Here is a 23,818-nt window from a genome sequence, read left to right on the forward strand (position 1 = left end):
CCGGCTCTCAGGTCAGTCAGAGCATGTAACAGCAGGATCAAGCATTGTGCTCCGGTGCTTGTAGCTTGCTGTTACTGGTCTTTATGTAGGCCACGTTTAACCCCGAGTCGTCTCCCCACTTCTCGGGGTTTCTTTTGCCTGCGATTTGTCATTGCTGCGCCTGATGCTCGAAAAACACTCGGGCTTCTTCGAGGTAAGCGCTGCGACTTTCCGGGTCGAGCCACTCGGCATAGGCCTCGCTCAAGTGGTCGCGTGGAAGTTTGCGTAGCAGCTGGTTGATCTCGACGATCGCCTGCCGGCCCATGGGCGTGTCGGTACAGCCGATGTAACCGGACAGGGATTTCTCCGCGCCACGAATCGGGTAAAACTGCAAATCATCCTCCGCGATCCCCTGCTGCTGAGCCTGGTAGCGGATTTCCGGACGATAGCCCAGCAACAGGCGCAAGCGCCCCAGGCGTTGCATTTGCAGGAGACTGCCCAGGGCGTCGTTGCCGTAGTGCAGCGTCAGCGCGCCGGGCGGCGCTTGCTTGAGCAGCGCGTCGAGGTACTCGCCGTAGTTGCGCTCGGCAATGATGCCCAGCTTCTCACGGCCACTGGCGAGCAGGGCGGCCAAGTCCAGTTCACCGTTCTGGATAAAGGGCGTCAGCGTCTCACGATCCACGCGCCGTACCGCAACACCGTTACTCATTGCTCGAAAAACCGGAACTGAAAACGCGATCCAGCGCTCGCGCTCCTTGCTCTTGTTCAGCGCCGCGTCGCAAGTGAGGGAGGGCTCGTGGAGCATTTGCAAGCCGCGAGCTCGATTGACCCGCATCAGCGTGTGTTCATACTGCGGCATGCCGGCGATCAACAGCGGCAACAGTTGATCGATAACCCCTTGGCCTTTTTTCGGTCCCTCGAAAATCGTCAGTGGCGGCAAATCGCGCATCAGCCAGACCAGCGTTTCCTTGGGTTGCGCCATCGCTGACGGGGACAGTCCGACGAACAGAAGCGTAACCAGCAACGCGCGCCCCGCCCCCCCGCCATGCGTCAGGCAGATTCTGATGGAGTGCACTAGCCGGCGCCTCAGCTTAGATGGCTCCGTCTTTGCGCAGCTGTGCAATCTGCGACACGTTATAGCCAAGTTCGTTGAGTACCTGTGCGTTGTGCTCACCCAGTTGGGGCCCGACCCATTCGCAATCGCCGGGTGTCTCAGAGAGTTTCGGCACAATTCCCGGCATCTTGAAGTCTTTACCGTCCGGCAGCTTGGCCTGCAGGAACATTTCCCGGGCCAGGTATTGCGGATCGCTGAACATGTCTTCGGCGCTGAAGATCCGGCTGACGGGCACATCGGCCTGATTCAGCAGCGCGAGCACGGTGTCCAGCGGCAGCGAATTGACCCAGCGATCGATTACTCCGTAAATCTCGTCGCGGCGGCTGTCGCGTCCGTCGTTACTGGCCAGCACCGGGTCGTTGGCCAGGTCTTCGCGACCGATGACCAGCATGAAGCGTTTGAAAATCGCATCGCCATTGGCGCCGATCTGCACATGCTTGCCGTCGGCGCTGGTGTGGATCGAGGAGGGCGTGATGCCCGGCATGATGTTGCCGGTGCGTTCGCGGATGAAGCCGAACACGTCGAACTCCGGCACCATGCTTTCCATCATGGCGAAGATCGCTTCATACAGCGCCACGTCCACCACTTGGCCCTGGCCGCCGTTGACCTCGCGATGACGCAACGCCATCAGCGCGCCAATCACGCCCCACAGCGCGGCAATCGAGTCACCGATGGAAATCCCGGTGCGCACCGGTGGCCGGTCTTCGAAACCGGTGATGTAGCGCAGGCCACCCATGGATTCACCGACGGCGCCAAAACCTGGCTGATCTTTCATCGGCCCGGTCTGGCCAAACCCCGACAGCCGCACCATCACCAGTTTCGGGTTGAGGGCGTGCAAGACTTCCCAGCCCAGGCCGAGTTTTTCCAACACGCCAGGGCGAAAATTCTCGATCAGAATGTCCGCTTCACTCAGCAGTTTTTTCAGAATCGCCAAGCCGTCCGGGTGTTTCAGGTTCAGGGTCAGGGACTTTTTGTTGCGAGCCTGGACGAACCACCACAGCGAGGTGCCTTCGTACAGTTTTCGCCATTTGCGCAGCGGATCACCGCCATCGGGAGACTCGATCTTGATCACTTCGGCACCGAACTCACCGCAAATGCGCGAGGCAAACGGCCCGGCGATCAAGGTGCCCAATTCGATGACTTTCAGACCTGAGAGCGGTTTGGCGGTGAACGGCATGCTGGATCCTGTAGTACAAAGGCTGAGCGGATATAGCCTTTTAACATAGCCGAATGTCTGACGACCAAGGTTGATCGCCTTCAATTCGTTGATTGCCTACTGCATCGGTTAGACTTGCCGCCTTTCCTCGTATCAAGAAGCCCGTTCATGGCCCAGCCGTCCACGACCTACAAGTTTGAACTGAACCTCACCGACCTCGACCGCAGCGTCTACGAGAGCGTAAAGCAGACCATCGCCCGCCACCCTTCGGAAACCGAAGAGCGCATGACCGTGCGGCTGCTGGCCTACGCCTTCTGGTACAACGAGCAGCTGTCGTTCGGCCGCGGTCTGTCAGACGTGGATGAACCTGCCTTGTGGGAAAAAAGCCTGGACGACCGTGTCCTGCACTGGATTGAAGTGGGCCAGCCAGACGCTGATCGCCTGACCTGGTGCTCGCGCCGTACCGAGCGCACCAGCCTGTTGGCCTACGGCAGCCTGCGCGTCTGGGAAACCAAAGTGATCCCGGCGATCAAAAACCTGAAAAACGTGCACATCGCGGCGGTTCCGCAGGACATCCTGGAAACCCTGGCCAAAGACATGCCCCGCGTGATCAAGTGGGACGTGATGATCAGCGAAGGGACGATTTTCGTCACCGACGACCGTGGTCAGCATGAAGTGCAGTTGCAGTGGCTGAGCGGCGAACGCGGCTGATTATTCGCCGTTCGTTCGCGTTATCCGGTTTTATCCTACGTATTCAAGAGAAGCACCTGTCACCCCATGCGCATCGAACCTCGCCTGTTGCCCGACACCCTGCCATTCCTCGGTGATCTGCCGCCGCTGCTGACGCGTCTTTACGCGGCGCGGGGCGTGCAATCGGAGGCGGAACTGGACAAGAGCCTGGCGCGGCTGATTCCGTTCCAGCAGCTCAAAGGCATCGATGCGGCGGTGGATCTGCTGGTCACGGCGCTGGAACAGCGTCAGCGAATTCTGATTGTCGGCGACTTCGACGCCGATGGCGCGACGGCCAGTACTGTGGGTGTGCTGGGGTTGCGGCTGCTGGGGGCGGCGCATGTCGATTACCTGGTGCCGAACCGATTCGAGTATGGCTATGGCCTGACCCCGGAAATCGTTGAAGTGGCGCTGACGCGCACGCCTCAGTTGCTGATCACCGTGGACAACGGCATTTCCAGTGTCGAAGGCGTCGCGGCGGCGAAAAAGGCTGGCCTGAATGTGCTGGTCACCGACCACCACTTGCCCGGCGACGAACTGCCGATGGCCGATGCCATCGTCAATCCGAACCAGCCGGGTTGCGAATTTTCGAGCAAGGCATTGGCCGGCGTCGGGGTGATTTTTTATGTGTTGATGGCTCTGCGCGCGCGTTTGCGCAGCCTCGGCTGGTACGCGAGCACGCCACAGCCGAACATCGGCGAATTGCTGGACCTGGTGGCGCTGGGCAGCGTTGCCGACGTGGTACCGCTGGATGCCAACAACCGGATTCTGGTGCACCAAGGCCTGGAGCGGATTCGCGCCGGGCGAGCCCGTCCGGGGATCAAGGCGATTCTCGAAGTGGCCAAGCGTGAACCGGCGCGCATCACCTCGACCGACCTGGGCTTCATTGTCGGCCCGCGCCTGAATGCGGCGGGGCGCCTGGATGACATGAGCCTGGGCATCGAATGCTTGATCACCGACGACGCAGGTCTGGCGCGGGAAATGGCCGTGCAGCTCGACGGCATGAACCAGGACCGTAAATCCATCGAGCAGGGCATGCAGCGTGAAGCGCTGGCTCAGCTCAAGGATCTACCGGTCGAATCGATGCCGTTTGGCTTGTGCCTGTTTGATCCCGAGTGGCACCAGGGTGTCATCGGAATCCTCGCCTCGCGCATGAAAGAGCGTTATTTCCGTCCGACCATTGCCTTTGCCGATGCCGGCGATGGCTTGCTCAAGGGCTCGGGGCGTTCGGTTCAGGGCTTCCACATTCGCGATGCCTTGAGCGTAGTGGCCGCGCAGCATCCGAACCTGATCAGCAAGTACGGCGGCCACGCCATGGCGGCCGGTTTGACCTTGCCGGAAGCGAACTTTCCGTTGTTCGCCGAGGCCTTTGACGCTGAAGTGCGCAGGCAATTGCGCGAAGAAGACCTGACTGGGCGTCTGCTGTCGGACGGCCCGCTGGCGGTCGAGGAATTCCACCTGGAACTGGCCCGCGCGCTGCGGCATGCCGGACCTTGGGGGCAGCACTTCCCGGAGCCGCTGTTCCATGGCGTGTTTCAGTTGGTTGAACAGCGGGTCGTTGGTGAGCGACATCTCAAAGTGGTGCTGAAAAGCGAATGCGGCTCGGTGAAACTTGATGGCATTGCCTTCGGCATTGATCGCGACATCTGGCCGAACCCGACCATCAAATGGGTGGAACTGGCCTACAAACTCGACCTCAACGAGTTTCGCGGCAACGAGACTGTGCAGCTGATGATTGCCCACATCGAACCGCGTTGAGCCATTCGCGGGCAAGCCTCGCTCCTACAGGTGTCGGTATCCGTAGGAGCGAGGCTTGCCCGCGAAAGCGATTTCCCTTACGCCGAATTTCTTGGAACCCTCCCTCATCCCCCGATGTCGACTAGGCTCTAAGCACTGCTTGATTATCCTTGTGACGTCTTGTCCAATTTTTGCCCGCGGGGGCGGGTGCCGCGCCTTTTTCCTGTCACTCGTCGACTTTTCAAACAGAACCCTGGAGCCTGCCCACTGATTCGAGAGGTGCCCCATGAGTCTGCTGCTTGAACCCTATACCCTTCGTCAATTGACCCTGCTCAACCGCATTGCCGTGTCACCGATGTGCCAGTACTCCAGCGTCGATGGGCTGGCCAATGACTGGCATCTGGTCCATCTCGGCAGCCGCGCCGTTGGCGGCGCCGGTCTGATTTTTACTGAAGCCACAGCGGTCACGGCCGACGGGCGCATCACCGCCGAGGATCTCGGCTTGTGGAATGACGAACAGATCGAACCCCTGCAACGCATCACGCGCTTCATCGCCGCTCAGGGGGCGGTGGCCGGCATTCAACTGGCGCACGCCGGGCGCAAGGCCAGCACTCATCGGCCGTGGATCGGCAGGCATGGCAGCATCAAACCCGAAGACGGTGGCTGGGTGCCGGTAGGCCCTTCACCGATTGCTTTTGACCCGCAACACACCCACCCTAAACAGCTTGATGAAGGCGAGATCGCCGAAGTCATTCAGGCCTTTGTCGCCGCAGCCAAGCGGGCACTGACCGCCGGTTTCAAAGTGGTCGAAGTACACGCCGCTCACGGTTACCTGTTGCATCAGTTTCTTTCGCCCCTGAGCAATCAGCGACGCGATCAATATGGCGGTTCGTTCGAGAACCGGATCCGGCTGGTGCTGCAGGTTACCGAAGCGGTACGTGCGGTATGGCCTGAAGAACTGCCGTTGTTTGTGCGAGTGTCGGCCACCGACTGGGTGGAAGACGGCTGGAACCCGGATGAAACGGTAGAGTTGGCACGACGCCTGAAAGACCTGGGCGTGGACCTGATAGACGTTTCGTCGGGCGGTACGGCAGCCAACGCGGAAATTCCTACAGGACCGGGTTATCAGACCCGTTTCGCCGAACGTGTGCGCAAGGAGTCAGGCATCGCCACCGGTACGGTAGGCATGATTACCGAGCCAGCCCAGGCCGAGCACATATTGCGCACCTGCCAGGCGGACATCATCTTCCTCGCGCGGGAACTGTTGCGTGATCCGTATTGGCCGCTGCACGCGGATGATGATTTGGGCGGTCGCAAGGCGATATGGCCGGCGCAGTATCAGCGGGCGACCCATCGCGAACAGCCGATTCATGAGTCGGATTTGCGCGACTGAATGCGGCTGTAAAAACAAAAAGCCCCGATCGATGTGATCGGGGCTTTTGTGTTTCTGGGCCGGATTATTTGTCGTCTGTCAGGCCGACTTGCCCGCGAAGAGGCCGGCCCAGACAACCTGTAGCTATCAGGTGTACTTACGCTTATCCGGCGCCGGCGGGAAATACTGGTACAACCAGGTTTCACTCAACGTCTGGTCATTGGTTCGGATGAACAACCGCAGCTCAACCGGCGCCACGCTGTCATTGGTCGGGTACCAATCGAAGGTAATCCGATAACCCTTGATGTCATCCAGCACCAACACGTTGAAATCCTTCACCTGCCCGTTCGAGCACGTCACCACCGGCTCGATCCCCGCACCTTCCGGCAAGCGGTCCAGACCGCCACCAGTGAAGTCCACGGCAAACCGTCGTGCCCAGACCTCAGGGTAATGCTCGCCCGGCGCCCAGCCTTCGATGAAGCCGCCCATGCCCGAACGGGTCGCGTTGACCCGCGCCAGCGGCGTGCCCACCGGTGGCAGGGCGCTCCAGTAGAGCTTGTAACCGTAGTTCAGGGAATCACCGGCCGCGACCGGTTTTTTCGGGGTCCAGAACGCGACGATGTTATCGAGGGTTTCGCCGGTCGTAGGAATTTCCAACAGATCGATTGAGCCTTCGCCCCACGCCGTTGTAGGTTCTACCCACAGGCTTGGACGCTTGCTGTACCAGTCGACGGTGTCCTGATAATTGGCGAACTCGTGATCGGTCTGCACCAGGCCGAAACCTTTCGGATCGGTGTCGGCGAAGGCGTTGAATTGCAGGGTCGCCGGGTTGTTCAGCGGCCGGCAGATCCACTCGCCGTTGCCGCGCCACATGGCCAGGCGATCCGAGTCGTGGATTTGCGGGTGAATGGTGTCGCACATGCGGCGCTCGTGGGTGCCGCAGCTGAACATGCTGGTCATCGGTGCGATGCCCAGTTGTTCGATGGCGGTGCGCGCATTGATGTGGGCATCCACTTCCATCACCACGCGTTCGGCCTGGCAATCGATGTCAAAGCGGTACGCGCCAGTGGCGCTCGGCGAATCCAGCAGGGCGTAGACCACGAAACGGGTACTGTCCTTGCCCGGGGTCTCGAACCAGAACTTGGTGAAGTCCGGGAACTCCTCACGCTTCTTGGCGTAGGTATCGACCGCCAGCCCGCGCGCCGACAGACCGTACTGGCCGGTGGCATCTACCGCACGGAAATAACTGGCGCCGAGGAAGGACAGCACGTCATGCCTGTCCAGTTCCGGTGCTTTGAACAGCTTGAATCCGGAAAACCCCAGGTCGCCGGTCAGCTGTTTGGTGTCGACCGTGGTTTTTTCGTAGTTGAACAGGGAAGGGCGGAAATGCACTTCACGTGCCTGGCGCGTCTTCGGATCGACGCTGTACATGCGCACCGGCTGCTTGAAGCCCATGCCGACGTGGAAAAACTGCACGTCCAGCTGACCGTTCAGGTCTTTCCACAGCGAGTGGTTGCCGTCGTAGCGGATCGCGTTGAAATTCTGCGGCGTCATGGTCGCCAGCGTCGGCGGCAGCACCTGCTTGGTGTCCTGATAGCGATTGCCGGCGAGTTGCTTGGCCTGAATCTTCAGGGCCTCGAAATCAAACGCCTGGGCCTCGCCATCAGCGGCGCCGTTGCCCGCCCAGGCATGAGCGGCCAGCAAGCCGGTGGCTGACAAGCCGGTATAGGCAGCGATGGTCATGGACGCTTTGAGCAAATTCCTGCGATGCATAAGTACAACCTGTCGTTAACAATCCCGCGCCGTTCCTGGCACGTGCTGGATCAAAAATATCGGTTCGGACATGCCTTCGGCCAAACGCAACGGACTTTAAACAGATAACAAATAGCTTAAACCGTTCGGTTGCACAGAAAAAATGATTGGTAGCACTTTGATGGTGCGGCAATGAAACAAGAAATGTCGGTTAAGTTTTCCGACAGCACTTTCTGATTTATAGGGCATTTCTGCTTTTTTTGACTAATTACTCTAAAAACCGCTTTTCAGCGCCGCGATAGTTCCTATCCTGTGTTCATGACCGGTTTCTGCCCTTCAGGCCGGCGGCTAATGAAAAGGATAGGGCGATGCGGTTTTTGAAGTTTTCTCGGTCTTATAGAAGGACATCGTCCATGACGAAGGTACAAGGCATCACTGAAATGTTAGGAATCTTTCCCTGCCTGGCGACCGGGCGGCGAAGGCATCGCCTCAGTTCGGACGAAATGAAGTTGCTGGAAAGGTATCGCGAGTTATCGGAAAGCGACCGGATCGCGATGCGGTATCTGGTGGATGCGATGCGGAGTGTTTCTAGGTTTTGAGCGATAAACCAGGGGGCGGACTGTGAAGTCTGCCCCTTTTTCATTTTTCACCCTTCCTTCAACTGCAAGTGCCCACGATCGTGAACGGTCGTTGTGACTGCATCAGATCGGGCATGTCCCGCCACTTGATCCACGCTTGATGCTGCCAATGCAGCAGCGGCACCGAGATGCCTGCCCACTGCAACGAACTCAGGCTTGGAATGTTATCCACAGATGGCTCACTCGAATTACGCATCATGGGGATGACTTCGTTACTCAACCATTGGCGCAGGTTTCGGTTTTCCGGGATGAAATGATGGACTAGGAGGGCATACATTCCCGATTCGCTGACCATCAGCGATTCGACGGTTTTGCCGTCCTTCAGCAACCAGACGTATCGACGTTGATCGGGATCGAGTTTAAGAGTGAGGCGTTGGTCCATCGGACGGCCCATCAGGCGACCGAGATCCTGTACGCCGGTTGTGGCGGGTGAAGACGGTGGGGGTGAAATGAGGATGGATTTCAGACGGATTTAGCGTGTGCTTGAGCATTTTTCGACTCCATGTTGATAAGGGAGCCGCCACTAATCCTTCGACAGATTATGGGTGGCGGACTGTGCGGCGTTCGAAGTCGGAACATTCTCGATCAACACGGAAAAGCCGAGAGGCCCGCGCCACACGGCCCACCATAAAGCAAAACTGAAGGCAAAAAATTGCCCTAGTTCATATGGGGGGCGCGGATGCGCCATGTTGATGATTTACCGGCTTCGACCCCGGGTCGCTGATTTGGCAGCGACGAGGTAAAGCCTATCGTTCAGGCGCTCGCGGCGCCAAGTCTACTCTGGCGCCGCATGTTGTAGGAATTGGAGCTTTTACCGGAAGGTTCGGTCTGTAGGAATTTCCTGTTTTTGCATGATGAGTCAGCGCCACGCGGCGTTTGACTGGAATCTCTGTTTTTCATTGCCTATGGTCAAAAAGCGCCAAGGAAATTTCGGTGCTTAACGGACAGGCTTAAAAATGGAGAACGCCTTGAAAGTATCCCTCAAACAGATAAACGGTCCTTGGGACCTGGGATGGGTGCTGGACAAGCACATGATAAGTAGTACCTTTCTAGGGGACGACGAGCACGGAAACCCGCGCTTCGATAACCACCGTACCGAGGTAGGACAGGCAACCTACCAGCTCAAATACCAGAAGGATTGGAGTCAGGTGGGCCCTCTGGCTCAAGCTGTAGCTGCGAATGTTTTACCTAAGCTTGCTCAAGTAGGATTCGTAGTTCCTATGCCGGCTTCGAATGTTCGTGCCCGACAACCCGTTACTGAGGTGGCCATGGAGTCAGGTCGAATAATTGGAAAGCCTGTATTCTCGGATTTACTCCGAAAGGCCGCTACGGGGCAATCGCTTAAAGATTTGCATTCCAAGGCTGAAAAGGTTGCTGCTATTGGGGCTAGCTTCAGTGTGAATGATCAAATTACCAGTACAGGCTGCTGGAATGTTTTGGTCGTTGATGATTTGTTTGACAGTGGGGCGTCAATGGATGCCGCCTGTGCTGCTTTGCGTAAGTATCCCAAGGTGGGCAAAATTTACGTCGCGGCATTAACTTGGAAATGAGATAGATGACAACTGTATTTATTGCGGGCTCTATTAATATCAAGCACCTTGATCCGAAGGTTAAAGAGCGTATCAATAATATCGTTGATTCAGAGTTTGATGTCGTGGTTGGCGATGCAGGCGGAGCCGACACATACATCCAAGAGTATTTGTTGAGCCTGGCCCGATCCAAAACTACTATTTATTGCAGTGGTGTCGTCCCGCGAAACAATCTTGGAGAGTGGCCGGCTAGAACAGTGGAAACCAAGCACTCCAAAGGGTCGCGAGCTTTTTTTACGGCGAAGGATGTTGTCATGGCCGAGGCTGCGGATTACGGCTTGATGATATGGGATGCTAAAAGTACTGGAACACTGAGTAACGTAATTGAGCTGTTGTCTCGAAAGAAAAAGTCGCTCGTTTTCGTTAATAAAGAAAAAGCCTTTAAAGTGGTCGGGAACGTGAGTCAGCTAGAGGAACTCGTTGCGTTTATGTCGGATCACGCTAGACAAAAGGCAGATGAAAAAATCAAGCTTTTCGATCGCATATCTTTACTGAAACACGACCAGGCAGAGCTGTTGCTTTGATGGTTTTATCTTCAGTCTATGGCTGTAAATAACTCCCCTTTCTCTAGGAATGTGAGAAAGGGGATATTTCAGCGCAGGCCCCAATAACGGTGCCGAGAAACCTTACCGACTAACCTTCCAGGCATCCCCCGCAGGCGCAGTCCCGTGGTCATACGGCTTGGCAATCCACATGTACAACAACCCCAACCCAATAACGATCGCCGTACTGAGCACCATCGCATAGTTGATGTACCACGCCGCATCCGGTGTGCGCGGCCAGGCCATGTTGATGATCGCGCCGACGCCATAAACCAGCGCACCGATGTTCACCGCCCAACCCCAAGCGCCGAGGGTGAATTTGCCGCTCGGTTTCCAGCCTTTCATGCGCGCATAAAGCGCTGCGAGCACGATCATCTGGAACGCCAGGTAGATGCCGATCGCGGCGAAGCTGACGATGGTTGCCACGGCATCTTGCAGGAAGAAGCCGAGGATGATGATCAGCGCCGGCAGGACGCCGGATACGAACAGCGCAGCAACTGGCACCTGCGTCGTAGGAGAGATTTTCTTCAGCAGCGAGCTGCCGATGACCATTTCATCCCGGGCGTAGGAATACAGCAGGCGACTCGCCGCCGCTTGCAGACTGATGACGCAGGAGATGAAGGAAATCATCACCACGCCCATGACCACTTTCGAACCGACCGGGCCGAAGGCGTTGTTGAGGATGGTGGTGACCGGGTCTTTGTCGGTGCCGTTGATCACGGCTTGCATGTCCGGCACGGCGAGGATCAGCGCCAGGCAGGCGAACATCGCCGCGATGCCGCCGATGTAGATGGTCATGCGCATCGCCACCGGGATTTGTTTGCTCGGGTTCGGGGTTTCTTCGGCGACATCGCCGCAGGCCTCGAAGCCGTAGTACAGGAACATCCCCGCCAGCGAGGCGGTGAGGAAGGCCGGCAGGTACGAGCCATCGATGCTGATATCGAAGGTGTTGAACAAGACGCTGATCGACTGGTGACGCTCGAAGATCAGCAGGTAAACGCCAACGATCACTGCGCCGACCAGCTCGCAGAGGAAGCCGAACATGGCGATCCGCGCCAGCACTTTGGTGCCACTCAGGTTGACCAGGGTGGCGAACAGTGTCAGGAACAGTGCGATGACGATGTTGGTGCTGTTGCTCGGTTCAAAGCCCATCATCGCGGCCAGGTACGGGCCGGCACCGACGGCAACGGCAGCGATGGTGACGCACAGGGCGATGGAGTAGATCCAGCCGACCATCCACGCCCAGCGCTTGCCCACCAAGCGACGGGCCCACGGGTAGACGCCGCCGGAAATCGGGAACTGCGAGACCACTTCACCGAAGATCAGGCACACCAGCAACTGGCCGCAACCGACCAGCAAATAGGCCCAGAACATCGGTGGCCCACCGGCGGCCAGGCACAGGCCGAACAGGGTATAAACCCCTACGACCGGAGAGAGATAAGTGAAGCCCAGGGCGAAGTTTTCCCACAGGCTCATGCTGCGATTGAAGTTCGAGGTGTAACCCAGTTTGCGTAGCTGCTCGGCATCGCTGTCGGCAACGAATGGGGAGAGTTCGGGTGTACTCATGGTGTGTCAGCTCCGGAAAATCGGCAGATTTCGGATGTCCGAAACCGTGGCGGGGCCTTGAAGGCGCTGCCCGGATCGGTGGTTATTGTTTTGGTTTTCTGGCTTTGAAACCTGGTGGTGCGTGATGCCGGTTTCTTCCTTGAAGCCGAGGTGACGCCTTCGCGGGCAAGCCTCGCTCCTACAGGGGCATGCGATCATCTGTGGGAGCGGGCTTGCTCCGGGCGGCGATCCGACGAAGCTTTTAATGCTTGAACATCACATGCCGAACGACGGTGTAGTCCTCCAGCCCGTACATGGACATGTCCTTCCCGTAGCCGGACAGTTTCTGACCGCCATGGGGCATTTCGCTGACCAGCATGAAGTGCGTATTCACCCAGGTGCAGCCGTACTGCAAGCGTGCTGACAAGCGATGCGCTCGGCCGACGTCCGAGGTCCAGACCGACGACGCCAGGCCGTAGTTCGAATCGTTGGCCCAACCCAGCACCTGTGCTTCATCGATGAACTTGGTCACCGACACCACCGGCCCGAACACTTCGCGACGAACGATTTCGTCGTCCTGCTGAGCATCAGCCAACACGGTGGGCTCGAAGAAGAAACCATTGCCCTCCACAGCCTTGCCGCCGGTGACCAAACGGATATGCGGTTGCGCCACGGCACGCTCGACAAACCCGGCCACGCGGTCACGGTGCTGCGCAGTGATCAACGGACCCAACTCGGTCGATGGATCATCCTGCAAACCGTACTTGATGCTGCTGACCGCTTCGCCGAGTTTCTCGACGAATTTGTCGTAGATGCCTTCCTGCGCGTAGATGCGGCAAGCCGCGGTGCAGTCCTGGCCGGCATTGTAGAAGCCGAAGGTGCGAATGCCTTCCACGGCGGCGTCGATATCGGCGTCGTCGAAGATGATCACCGGGGCCTTGCCGCCCAGTTCCATGTGCATGCGTTTGACGCTGTCGGCGGTGCGGGAAATGATGTTCGAACCGGTGGCGATCGAACCGGTCAGCGAGACCATGCGCACTTTCGGGTGGGTGACCAGTGGGCTGCCCACCGTAGGACCCCGACCAAACACCAGGTTGAGCACACCGGCCGGGAAGATTTTCGACGCCAGTTCGGCCAGACGCAGGGCGGTCAACGGGGTTTGTTCCGACGGCTTGAGCACCACGGTATTACCCGCGGCGAGGGCCGGGGCGATTTTCCAGGCGACCATCATCAGCGGGTAGTTCCACGGCGCGATGGAGGCGATTACACCGACCGGGTCGCGGCGGATCATCGAGGTGTGGCCGGGCAAGTATTCGCCGCCCGCCGAACCGCTCATGCAACGGCTGGCACCGGCGAAGAAACGGAACACGTCGGCAATCGCCGGGATCTCGTCGTTCAGCGCGGCGGTGTACGGTTTGCCGCAGTTGTCCGATTCCAGTTTGGCCAGCTCTTCGCCGTGGGCCTCGATGGCGTCGGCGAGTTTGAGCAGCAGTAATGAGCGTTCTTTGGGTGTGGTTTGCGACCAGCCTTCGAAGGCGCTGTCGGCGGCACGCACGGCGGCATCGACCTGGAATTCGCTGGCTTCGTTGATTTCCACCAGTACACGGCCCAGGGCCGGGTTGAACACCGGTTGGGCGGGGCCTTCGCCGTCGATCAGTTGGCCGTTGATCAATAGTTTGGTTTGCATGACGTTGTCCTCATCGAAACTGTTATTTTTCTGCCGAAACCGAATCTCTTGTAGGAGCGAGGCTTGCCCGCGAAGAGGCCATTACATCCAACATTGATGTTGACTGGCACACCGCCTTCGCGGGCAAGTCGAATCGTCGCACCGCTCGCTCCTACGAGATTCGGTTCACCTATTGAGTTGTCAGTTATTTCCCGCCACTGCCCGCCACGCTTTCACCGCCCCGGGTCAGGTAATACGCGCCGAGAATCGGCAGCATGGTCACCATCATCACCAGCATCGCGACCACGTTGGTCACCGGTACGTCCCGTGGGCGGCTGAGTTGATTGAGCAGCCACAGCGGCAACGTACGTTCATGGCCGGCAGTGAAAGTGGTGACGATGATTTCGTCGAACGACAGCGCAAACGCGAGCATGCCGCCGGCCAGCAATGCCGAACCTAAGTTCGGCAGGACGATGTAGCGGAAGGTCTGCCAACCGTCGGCGCCGAGGTCCATCGACGCTTCAATCAGACTGTGCGAAGTGCGGCGCAAACGGGCGATGACGTTGTTGTAGACGATCACCACACAGAAGGTCGCGTGGCCGACGATGATGGTGAACATCCCCGGCTCGATCCCCAGCGTCTTGAACGTCGCCAGCAGCGCGATACCGGTGATGATCCCGGGCAGCGCAATCGGCAGGATCAGCATCAGCGAGATGCCTTGCTTGCCGAAGAACTCGCGCCGGTACAACGCCGCCGAGGCGAGGGTGCCGAGGACCATCGCGATCAGCGTTGCGATGGCGGCAATTTCAGCCGACAGCTTGATCGCCTCCAGGACGTCGGGCCGCGAGAACGCCACGCCGATCCACTTCAGGGTGAAACCCTTGGGTGGAAAGCTGAAGGCCGCATCTTCGGTGTTGAAGGCGTACATGAAGATAATCAGAATCGGGAAGTGCAGAAACACCAACCCGCCCCAGGCCGCGATGCGCAGACCGATAGAGGCTTTGTCAGAGTGCATCGAAGGCCCCCAGTCGTTTGACAATGGACAGGTAAATGGCGATCAGCACAATCGGCACCAACGTGAAGGCGGCCGCCATCGGCATGTTGCCGATCGCGCCTTGCTGGGCGTAGACCATGCTGCCGATGAAGTAGCCCGGTGGGCCCACCAGTTGCGGCACGATGAAGTCGCCCAAAGTCAGCGAAAAGGTGAAGATCGAACCGGCCGCGATGCCTGGAATCGACAGCGGCAGAATCACCTGCATAAAGGTCTGACGTGGCTTGGCACCGAGGTCGGCGGAAGCCTGCAGCAGAGACGGCGGCAGGCGTTCCAGCGAAGCCTGGATCGGCAGGATCATAAAGGGCAGCCAGATGTAGACGAACACCATGAAACGGCCCAGATGCGAGGTCGACAGCGTGCTGCCGCCCACCCCCGGAATGCCCAACACAAATTGCAAAAGCGGCTCTAGCCCCAAGTGTTGAACGAACCACTGCGCCACACCGCCCTTGGCCAGCAGCAAGGTCCAGGCGTAGGCCTTGACGATGTAACTGGCCCACATCGGCATCATCACCGCGATGTAGAAAAACGCCTTGGTCTTTCCGGTGGTGTAACGCGCCATGTAATAGGCAATCGGAAACGCGACGATGGCGCTGGCGATCGACACGGCAACGGCCATGCCCAGAGTGCGCAGGATGATGTCGAAGTTCGACGGCTGGAACAGCGCTGCGAAGTTCGCCAGGGTCAGGTCGGGGGTGACCGCCATGGTGAAGTCATCGAAGGTGTAGAAGCCTTGCCACAGCAGGACCAGCAGCGAACCGAGATAGATCGCGCCGAACCACAGCAGCGGCGGCACCAGCAGCAGCGACAGGTAAAAATTCGGTCGGCGATACAACAGGTTGGAAAACCTGCGTAACGGCGAACCTCCCGCCGGGGTTTGAGGGATAGCCACGGAGGTCATCTCACACCCCACCGACGACGGTGTCGTGGAGCGGGATCATCGCCTCGCGCGCCCAGCGTGCGCTGATGCGTTGTCCGGTCTGATGCTGGGCGCTGACGTCCAGCCACTGCACGTTGGCCTGGCTGATATTGAGGGTCTGGCCGTTTTCCAGTTTCAGTTCATAGCGCGTGGCGCTGCCCTGGTACTGAATGTCGTGGAGCAAGCCGCTGACTTCAATCTCGTGACTGGCCAGCGGGCCTTCGGCGAAGCGCACGTGTTCCGGGCGAATCGAAAACGGCTGTGGATTGCCGCTCAATTGCTTCGCCAGATCACCGCGAATCACGTTGGACGTGCCGACGAATTCCGCGACGAATGTGGTGGCCGGTTTCATGTACAGGTTGCGCGGTGTGTCGACCTGCTCGATGCGGCCCTTGTTGAATACGGCTACACGATCAGACATCGACAGCGCTTCGGTCTGGTCGTGGGTGACGAAGATGAAGGTGATGCCGAGTTGGCGTTGCAGCTTCTTCAACTCGCTCTGCATTTGTTCGCGCAGCTTCAGATCGAGGGCGCCCAACGGTTCATCGAGCAGCAGCACGCGAGGGCGATTGACCAGGGCGCGGGCCAGGGCCACACGCTGGCGCTGACCGCCGGACAGTTGCACCGGTTTACGCTCGCCGTAGCCGCCGAGGGCAACCATGTCGAGGGCTTCTTCGGCGCGTTTCTGCCGTTCGGCTTTACCGACGCCTTTGACTTTCAAGCCGTAGGCGACGTTGTCGAGCACGTTCATGTGCGGGAACAACGCGTAATCCTGAAACACCGTGTTGACGTCTCGCTCATATGGCGGCAGCCCGGCGGCTTCTTCGCCATGAATACGGATGGAGCCTGCGCTCGGTTGTTCAAAACCGGCGATCAGGCGCAAACACGTGGTTTTGCCCGAGCCGGAAGGGCCCAGCATGGAAAAGAACTCGCCGTCCTGGATATCGATGGAAACCCGGTCAACGGCCTTCACTTCGCCGAACTGACGGGAAACGTTGGTGAACTGGACTGCAAGCGTCATGGTGCGGTGCTCCGAAAAGGCGAGGGCCATCACAGCGGCCCCTGCCTGGACTTCTGAAAAATCTGAATCGTGATCAATGTGCTTGTTGGGCTGGAATGCTCACTGTGGCGCCCCCGTTGAACTGCGCAGCAGCCGTGAAACGGAGAACGCGGTTTATCTGCTAGACCGCGGTGGCTGGTTCTGGGGCGGCTTCGCCACCCAACGGGGGCAAGCCCCCTCGCCACAAATGCTCATTCGCCATAGATGGGCAGTGTTAACGACCGCCCATAATCGCGATGTAATCCTGGGTCCAGCGGCTGTACGGCACGAACTTGCCGCCTTCAGCCTGCGGGGTTTTCCAGAAGGCGATCTTCTCGAACTGGTCGAAGCCGTTGGTTTTGCAACCCTCGGCTCCGAGCAGCTCGCTCGCTTTGCAACCCTCAGGAACCGCCGGCAACGAACCGAACCATGCCGCCAGGTCACCCTGGACTTTCGGTTGCAGCGACCAGTCCATCCACTTGTAAGCGCAGTTCGGGTGCTTGGCCTCGGTGTGCAGCATGGTGGTGTCGGCCCAACCGGTGGCGCCTTCTTTGGGGATGGTCGATGCGATCGGCTGTTTCTCGTTCATCAGGCTGTTGACCTGATACGGCCAGGCGCTGGACGCAACTACACCTTCGTTTTTGAAGTCACTCATCTGCACCGTGGTGTCGTGCCAGTAGCGGTGAATCAATGGCTGCTGGGCGCGCAACAGATCGAGTACAGCCTTGTACTGAGCTTCGGTGAGTTGATACGGGTCCTTGATGCCCAGTTCCGGCTTGGTGGTTTTCAGGTACAGCGCCGCGTCGGCGATATAGATCGGGCCGTCATAGGCCTGCACGCGACCCTTGTTGGGCTTGCCATCGGGCAGGTTCTGCGCATCGAACACCACGCCCCAACTGGTCGGCGCGGTTTTGAATACGTTGGTGTTGTACATCAGCACGTTAGGGCCCCACTGGTACGGGGTGCCATAGGTTTGCTTGTTGACCACGTACCACGGCGCATCTTTCAGGCGCGGGTCGAGGCTTTTCCAGTTCGAAATCAACGCCGTGTTGATCGGCTGCACACGCTTGCCGACGATCAACCGCAAGGAGGCATCGCCCGACGCTGTCACCAGGTCATAACCGCCCTTGGCCATCAGGCTGACCATTTCATCGGAAGTCGCTGCGGTCTTCACATTGACCTTGCAGCCGGTTTCCTTTTCGAAACCGGTCACCCAGTCGTACGCCTTGTCGCTTTCGCCACGTTCGATGTAGCCGGGCCACGCCACGATATCCAGCTGACCTTCGCCGGCACCGACGGCTTTCAGCGGTTCGGCGGCCTGGAGGCTGGCGCTGGCCAACAGCGCGGTGGTGATTGCACTGAGCAGTGCGGTCTTGTGCACGAACATGGGAATTCCCTCTTCTTTAATTATGGTCGGGGCAGTTGTGAACGTGGTGAAGCATGCCGTTAGCGGCTGGTTATTAGCGTAGTCAGAGATGCTGTCCGTGGCGCGCCATGATGTGCCGCACCACGCTGTAGTCCTGAAGCGAATCGCTGGATAAGTCTTTGCCATAGCCCGAACGTTTCAGGCCGCCGTGGGGCATTTCGCTGACCAGCATGAAATGGCTGTTGATCCAGGTGCAGCCGTACTGCAACCGCGCCGCGACCTGCATGGCCTTGTCGAGGTTCTGGGTCCAGACCGACGAGGCGAGGCCATATTCCGAGTCGTTGGCCCAGTCCACGGCTTGTTCGAGTCCATCGAAACGGGTCACGGTGACCACCGGCCCGAAGACTTCGCGCTGGACGATTTCATCGCTCTGCTTGCAACCGGCCAGCAAGGTCGGCTGGTAATAGAAGCCGGCGCCGGAATGCACCGCCGCGCCGGTCACCCGCTCGATGTGCGGCTGGCCGAGGGCACGCTCGACGAAACTGGCCACGCGGTCGCGTTGGCGGGTGCTGATCAGCGGGCCGATCTCGTTGTCGGCATCGCGTTTACCGGCGAAGCGCAGGCTGCTGACCGCCGCGCCGAGTTCGGCCACCAAGCGGTCATGAATCCCGGCCTGTGCATAAATGCGACACGCTGCAGTGCAATCCTGACCGGCGTTGTAATAGCCGTAAGTGCGCACGCCTTCGACCACGGCTTGAATGTCCGCATCGTTACAAACGATCACCGGCGCTTTGCCTCCGAGCTCAAGGTGGGTGCGCTTCAGGGTTTTCGCGGCGGCCTGGAGGATTTTTTGCCCGGTGACGATATCGCCGGTCAGCGACACCATGCGCACTTTAGGATGGCTGACCAAATGGCTGCCAACGCCTTCACCACCGCCGCAAACGATGTTGATCACGCCGCGCGGCAGGATCTCGGCCAGCGCTGGCGCCAGTGCCAGAATCGACAGCGGCGTGTGTTCGGATGGCTTGAACACCAGCGTGTTGCCAGCGGCGAGGGCCGGAGCGATTTTCCACGCGGCCATCATGATCGGGTAGTTCCACGGCGCAATCGACGCGACCACGCCAATCGGATCGCGACGAACCATGCTGGTGTAGCCCGGCAGGTACTCGCCGCTGAGCTGACCGGTCTGGCAGCGCACGGCGCCGGCGAAGAAGCGGAACACATCGACTGTGGCGCTCAAGTCATCCTGACGGGCCAGGTGCAAGGGCTTGCCGCAGTTAAGGGATTCGAGGCGGGCGAGGAGGTCGGCTTGTTTTTCGATGGCGTTGGCGATGTCCAGCAACAGGTTCGAGCGTTGCTGCGGTGTGGTCCGCGACCAACCGGCAAAGGCGCGGTGGGCGGCGAGGATGGCGGCTTCGACTTGCTCGGTGCTGGCTTCCGCGATGTGGGTAAGCACTTCCCCGGTGGCCGGGTTGAGGATCGGCTCGACAACACCCTGGCCCGCGACCAATTCGCCATCGATCAACAACGCGGTGAACAACGGGGTCTGCGCGCCAGCCATTTTTCGGGTTCTCTTTTCTTGTGTGGCCATGGTGCTCCCTGTGACTGGGCCCCGACCGTCTTATAGATGCAGCAAGACTAGTGCTCAGGCCCGAGGTCGACAAATTCTAAATACTGAAGGTGGCATTCGATTAAATAGATGGCTTGCGCCCGCCGCGGGGTTGCTCACGGGCGACGGTCAGGAACGGGTCCACCAGCGCTGGGCGCGCGGTGCCGCGACGCCAGGCCAGGCCGACGTCGAGGGTCTGGCTCAAATCGGCAATCGGTCGCGCTTCGATGATGTCGCCCTCCAGTGACCACGGGCGGTAAGTCATGTCAGGCTGGATCGAAACGCCTAATCCTGCGGCGACCAGGCTTCGCACGGCTTCCGTTGAGGCGGTTCTTAATGTGATGCGCGGCTGCAGCGAGGCCGCCGACCACATGCGTTGCGCATTGCGATCCATTTCATCGACGTTCAGCTGAATCAACGGTTCGCGGGCCACATCGGCAAGGTTGATGCTGTCGTGTTCCAGCAGCGGATGCTGGGCCGGCAGCCATAACCGATGGGGTGAGTGGGTCAACACTTCCGTCTGCAAGGCGTGGCGGTCTTCGAGGTTGGAGAGGATCAGCACGCCAACATCGATTTCACCGCTGACCAGCAAATGCTCGATATAAGGGCGCTCGTCCTCCATCACCCGGATCTCGACGTTGGGGTAAGCGCGCTGGAAACGGGTGAGCAAATCTGCCAGGTAGTAACCGGCCACCAGGCTGGTCACACCGATGATCAACTGACCGGCGACCTGGTCGGTGCTTTGTTGCAGGCTGCGTTTGGCGTTGTCCACCGTGGCCAGAATCAGGTGCGCCTGGCGCAGGAATTGATGGCCCTGGTGCGTCAGGCTCATGCCCTTGGCGTGTCGGTTGAACAGGCCAACCCCAATCTCCTCCTCCAGTTGCTGGATCGCCAGGGTCAATGTCGATTGGGAAATGAACGCGGTTTGTGCGGCGGCGGAGATCGATCCGGTCTCGGCCACGGCGATGAAGTGACGAATCTGACGCAAGGTCATCATGGAAATTACCCGGTGGGCGGTTTTTATAGATTCGCTTGAGTGTATATCGCTTTAATCGATGGCCATTTTTTTCCAGGCAACATCCAGAAGCACTCTCGTCCCCGGTCGCCGGGCACTTTCGTTCTAGGCTGGTGGCCTTAGTGTCCGGTTAACCCCTTTCGTGGAGGCGGCAAAATGAATACGCGTGGATTGCTCGATCAACTACTCAAGTCCGGTCAGGACCTGATGGAAAACAAAGCCGGCGGCGCTCAAAACAAAGCGTCCAGCGGAGGATTGGGCGGATTGCTCGGCGGCAGCGGTGGTTCGGGCGGCCTCGGCGGCTTGCTCTCGGGCGCGGGTGGTGGTGCATTGGCGGCGGGTGCCATGGGCCTGTTGCTCGGCAGCAAAAAGGCCCGCAACGTCGGCGGCAAAGTCGCTATCTACGGCGGCCTCGCGGCCCTCGGCGTCATTGCCTACAAGGCGTATGGCAACTGGCAGGCCCAGCAGGGCACTGCGCCGAAAACCGAGCCGCAAACACTCGATCGTTTGCCCCCGGCGCAAGTAGAACTGCACAGCCAGGCGATTCTCAAGGCGTTGGTTGCCGCGGCCAAAGCCGATGGCCACGTTGATGAACGCGAGCGTGCATTGATAGAAGGCGAATTCACCAAACTCGACAACGATCAGGAATTGCAGCAGTGGCTGCATGCCGAACTCAGCAAGCCGCTCGACCCGACAGAAGTGGCCCGCGCGGCCAGCACCCCGGAAATGGCTGCCGAGATGTACATCGCCAGCGTGATGCTGGTGGATGAGGAGAGCTTCATGGAGAAGTCCTACCTGGATGAGCTGGCGCGGCAATTGAAGCTGGAGCCGGGGTTGAAGGCGGAGCTGGAGAAGCAGGTGCGTCAGGCTGCGATGTAGGACGATCCAGGCGCCTGGTTCATGTCGAAAATCAGATATCACCTCTCATCGGAATTCGACGGCTACTGTCAGATATGACAGTAGCCGGGGAGCTGGTTTCGGGTTCTCAATAGTCCTGTCAAACCCATTGGCAGGAGCCATTACCATGACCAAAAACCCAGTCAACAGCACCAAGGCACTAACAAATAAAAGATTCGATATTCCAGGTCAGCGACAGGCCAAATGCGCTTGCTTGCAGCCGGGATGGAAAGCGTGTCTTTGTTGCTCATGATGCGCCTGATGGCGCAGTCACGATTATTGATGCTGCAACATTGGAGGTTATTAAAGTCATAAAAGTTGGCACAGCGGTGGGCGCTATTGCTGTTAGTCCGGACGATCAACGCATTATTGTTTGTTGGCAAAATGGGGCATGGATTATCAGCGCGGAAACGCTGGAGGTCAGAGCCTCTATCGAGGGAACGGGCGCTGATCACTCAGTGGGATTCAGTCCTGACGGAAACTACATCTATTTCTGTAAGATGAGCGCGCCTCAGTTTGTAGTGATGGATGCCAGAAGTTTGAAAGAAGTCCATTCAGTATGGAATCCCGGTTTGCCAAAAGCGATCGCTATCAGCCCGAGTGAACCCAGAGCTTACATTTCGGGAGATAAAGATGGCGTGATTATGGTTTTTGATACTAATACTCGGGAAGTAATCAGTAGTATTAAAGTTGGAGATGATCCGCTCGACGTCGCTATTTCACGTGATGGCAAGCTCCTCGGTGTATGTAATTATGAGAGTAGAACAGTTTCGTTAATCAATGTTGGAAGGGAGGAAGTGATTAAAACAATTTCCGTGGGAAGTTGGCCAATAGCAGTTGTGTTTAGCCTCGATGGACTGCATGCGTACATAGCGCTTAACTCGGAGAGCTCGATTTCTGTTATTTCTACGTCAACATTTGAAGAGGTTGTGCGTTTACCTGTCGGATCGTCCCCGTTCGATGTGGCGATTGACCATGCGGGCACTGTTTATACTGCAAATTTGGCATCAAACTCTGTCTCGGTTATCACCCCGGTATCTGTTCAAACTGAAGTGGTTGAGGATTTTTAATCAACTGAACTGAAAAAAATTACAGAGATCGATGAGGTGATATCGACCAGTATCTTTGATGTGATGTTGCTCGAAAAATCAGATCCGGAGTAATGGTTGGAAGTCAGTAATATGGGTTCTGACGGTGATCAAGTAAAAGGGAATGTGCTATATAACTATGATGCACTTACGGATTATATGATGGCGTACTCTCTGGAGTTAGTTGAGGGAGCCGCAACTTCAGTAAGTTTTTGGGTGGTGGGCGCTAATAACACCTCAAACATTCCTTATTTGGATGTTTGGTTTTTTGGCGAGTCCGGTAATGAACTCGGTGCGCGACATATTGTTGGATTACCCTGTGGTTTTCCAGAAGTGCTGGTCGATTCCGGCCGTCTCCTAGGTATCAGGAAGATAAAAATCAGGGCGAATGGCCAATTTCGCGTTGATAATTTTACGGTTAAACGTGGTTAACGAGGAAAACACAACGGTTGTTCTGGGGGGCGTAATGCTGTTCATTTAAGACAATCATCAGTCGAGCGAGAACCTGTGTCGAGGGGATTCATCGAAACGTCGCACCGCCCCGTTGGGCTGCGAAGCGGCCCCCTGCGCCCGTTCAGACAGACCGAGTTGTGTGGATTTACGACTGCTTCGCAGCCGAACGGGGCGGTGCGACGTTTCGATGAATCCCCTCGCCACAAATGAGTGCCCGCGCTTAAGTGAACAGCATTAGTTCTGGGGGGCGGGGTTTTAATGTAGCGGTCTCCACATCACAAGCGCGGTTTATAAACCGCATCTACGTTCTTCGCGTGCAGGCTCGTGGCCACAGTTGACCGGGTTGTCGAAACAAATGCGGTCCAAGTGGGAGCGAGCCTGCTCGCGAAGGCGTCTCAGCCCCAACAAATCCTACTGAGCAATCCACAGCCCATTTTGTTCTTCGGCAGTTTTGGTGCAGCCCTTCTTTCTGGAGTAGGTGGCGCACACAACAGACCTCTCGGCCGACAGATAAACCACAGAACGGGTTATCGCCACATGCAGCAGTGGCATGACACCTGTC

20 protein-coding genes and 1 pseudogene are annotated in these 23,818 nt (G+C 58.2%); 9 read left to right on the top strand and 12 right to left on the bottom strand.

The features are described 5' to 3' along the window. Positions 1-148: 148 nt before the first annotated feature. The gene (locus ACYZTM_RS20960) at positions 149-961 is read right to left on the bottom strand and encodes a TIGR02285 family protein (RefSeq protein WP_461989168.1); all 813 of its coding nucleotides are present in this window, start codon (positions 959-961) and stop codon (positions 149-151) included. A 109-nt stretch (positions 962-1,070) separates the two neighbouring features. Beyond that, on the bottom strand, positions 1,071-2,270 hold the full coding sequence (locus ACYZTM_RS20965) for a CaiB/BaiF CoA transferase family protein (protein ID WP_131062585.1): 1,200 nt from the start codon (positions 2,268-2,270) through the stop codon (positions 1,071-1,073). 147 nt (positions 2,271-2,417) lie between these two features. Here ACYZTM_RS20965 and ACYZTM_RS20970 point away from each other — a divergent pair, with 147 nt between their 5' ends. The 3 genes from ACYZTM_RS20970 (at position 2,418) to ACYZTM_RS20980 (ending at position 6,108) form a co-directional block, all read left to right on the top strand. Next, positions 2,418-2,960, top strand: a complete 543-nt coding sequence (locus tag ACYZTM_RS20970; protein WP_010462971.1) for a YaeQ family protein — start codon at positions 2,418-2,420, stop codon at positions 2,958-2,960. A gap of 66 nt (positions 2,961-3,026) precedes the next feature. Further along, complete coding sequence (gene recJ, locus ACYZTM_RS20975; RefSeq protein ID WP_131062586.1) at positions 3,027-4,736, top strand: single-stranded-DNA-specific exonuclease RecJ; 1,710 nt, start codon at positions 3,027-3,029, stop codon at positions 4,734-4,736. 265 nt (positions 4,737-5,001) lie between these two features. Continuing rightward, on the top strand, positions 5,002-6,108 hold the full coding sequence (locus ACYZTM_RS20980; protein WP_131062587.1) for an NADH:flavin oxidoreductase/NADH oxidase: 1,107 nt from the start codon (positions 5,002-5,004) through the stop codon (positions 6,106-6,108). A gap of 126 nt (positions 6,109-6,234) precedes the next feature. Here the strand turns inward: ACYZTM_RS20980 and ACYZTM_RS20985 are convergent, their stop codons facing one another. Then, positions 6,235-7,860 carry a glucan biosynthesis protein D gene (locus tag ACYZTM_RS20985; RefSeq protein WP_461984437.1) on the bottom strand — a complete coding sequence of 542 codons (1,626 nt, stop codon included), beginning with the start codon at positions 7,858-7,860 and terminating at the stop codon, positions 6,235-6,237. Between the two features lie 392 nt (positions 7,861-8,252). On the opposite strand from ACYZTM_RS20985, the gene ACYZTM_RS20990 reads away from it, so the two are divergent. Then, positions 8,253-8,438: a hypothetical protein gene (locus ACYZTM_RS20990; protein WP_131062589.1), complete on the top strand. Its 186-nt coding sequence runs from the start codon at positions 8,253-8,255 to the stop codon at positions 8,436-8,438. Between the two features lie 58 nt (positions 8,439-8,496). On the opposite strand, the pseudogene ACYZTM_RS20995 reads toward ACYZTM_RS20990, so the two are convergent. Beyond that, a pseudogene (locus tag ACYZTM_RS20995) lies at positions 8,497-8,968 on the bottom strand (BRO-N domain-containing protein). A 477-nt stretch (positions 8,969-9,445) separates the two neighbouring features. On the opposite strand from ACYZTM_RS20995, the gene ACYZTM_RS21000 reads away from it, so the two are divergent. Both ACYZTM_RS21000 and ACYZTM_RS21005 read left to right on the top strand, forming a co-directional pair. Further along, positions 9,446-10,027 carry a ComF family protein gene (locus ACYZTM_RS21000; protein ID WP_131062591.1) on the top strand — a complete coding sequence of 194 codons (582 nt, stop codon included), beginning with the start codon at positions 9,446-9,448 and terminating at the stop codon, positions 10,025-10,027. Between the two features lie 5 nt (positions 10,028-10,032). Beyond that, entirely contained in the window at positions 10,033-10,590 is a 558-nt protein-coding gene (locus tag ACYZTM_RS21005; RefSeq protein ID WP_131062592.1) for a hypothetical protein, read from the top strand. 102 nt (positions 10,591-10,692) lie between these two features. On the opposite strand, the gene ACYZTM_RS21010 is transcribed toward ACYZTM_RS21005, so the two are convergent. From ACYZTM_RS21010 to ACYZTM_RS21045, 8 genes are all read right to left on the bottom strand, one after another. After that, positions 10,693-12,174, bottom strand: coding sequence for an APC family permease (locus tag ACYZTM_RS21010; protein ID WP_131062593.1), 1,482 nt, complete (start codon positions 12,172-12,174; stop codon positions 10,693-10,695). A 241-nt stretch (positions 12,175-12,415) separates the two neighbouring features. Then, complete coding sequence (locus tag ACYZTM_RS21015; protein WP_461984440.1) at positions 12,416-13,840, bottom strand: gamma-aminobutyraldehyde dehydrogenase; 1,425 nt, start codon at positions 13,838-13,840, stop codon at positions 12,416-12,418. 184 nt (positions 13,841-14,024) lie between these two features. Continuing rightward, positions 14,025-14,834: an ABC transporter permease gene (locus ACYZTM_RS21020; RefSeq protein WP_131062595.1), complete on the bottom strand. Its 810-nt coding sequence runs from the start codon at positions 14,832-14,834 to the stop codon at positions 14,025-14,027. Next, on the bottom strand, positions 14,824-15,771 hold the full coding sequence (locus ACYZTM_RS21025; protein ID WP_131062596.1) for an ABC transporter permease: 948 nt from the start codon (positions 15,769-15,771) through the stop codon (positions 14,824-14,826). The genes ACYZTM_RS21020 and ACYZTM_RS21025 overlap by 11 nt, the downstream gene beginning before the upstream one ends. Position 15,772: 1 nt before the next feature. Continuing rightward, positions 15,773-16,810 carry an ABC transporter ATP-binding protein gene (locus tag ACYZTM_RS21030; protein ID WP_131062597.1) on the bottom strand — a complete coding sequence of 346 codons (1,038 nt, stop codon included), beginning with the start codon at positions 16,808-16,810 and terminating at the stop codon, positions 15,773-15,775. Between the two features lie 253 nt (positions 16,811-17,063). Continuing rightward, complete coding sequence (gene ydcS, locus ACYZTM_RS21035) at positions 17,064-18,215, bottom strand: putative ABC transporter substrate-binding protein YdcS (protein WP_131062598.1); 1,152 nt, start codon at positions 18,213-18,215, stop codon at positions 17,064-17,066. Positions 18,216-18,297: 82 nt separating this feature from the next. Further along, positions 18,298-19,755 carry a gamma-aminobutyraldehyde dehydrogenase gene (locus ACYZTM_RS21040; protein ID WP_461989170.1) on the bottom strand — a complete coding sequence of 486 codons (1,458 nt, stop codon included), beginning with the start codon at positions 19,753-19,755 and terminating at the stop codon, positions 18,298-18,300. A 130-nt stretch (positions 19,756-19,885) separates the two neighbouring features. Further along, the gene (locus tag ACYZTM_RS21045) at positions 19,886-20,800 is read right to left on the bottom strand and encodes a LysR family transcriptional regulator (protein ID WP_131062600.1); all 915 of its coding nucleotides are present in this window, start codon (positions 20,798-20,800) and stop codon (positions 19,886-19,888) included. A gap of 174 nt (positions 20,801-20,974) precedes the next feature. Here ACYZTM_RS21045 and ACYZTM_RS21050 point away from each other — a divergent pair, with 174 nt between their 5' ends. The 3 genes from ACYZTM_RS21050 (at position 20,975) to ACYZTM_RS21060 (ending at position 23,235) form a co-directional block, all read left to right on the top strand. Then, positions 20,975-21,697, top strand: coding sequence for a tellurite resistance TerB family protein (locus ACYZTM_RS21050; RefSeq protein WP_131062601.1), 723 nt, complete (start codon positions 20,975-20,977; stop codon positions 21,695-21,697). Between the two features lie 197 nt (positions 21,698-21,894). Then, a complete protein-coding gene (locus tag ACYZTM_RS21055; RefSeq protein WP_461989172.1) occupies positions 21,895-22,785 on the top strand; it encodes a WD40 repeat domain-containing protein in 891 nt (296 codons plus the stop codon). Between the two features lie 96 nt (positions 22,786-22,881). Next, positions 22,882-23,235, top strand: coding sequence for a hypothetical protein (locus tag ACYZTM_RS21060; protein WP_461984445.1), 354 nt, complete (start codon positions 22,882-22,884; stop codon positions 23,233-23,235). Positions 23,236-23,818: the final 583 nt, after the last annotated feature.

The organism is Pseudomonas sp. MDT2-39-1, from assembly GCF_054898085.1.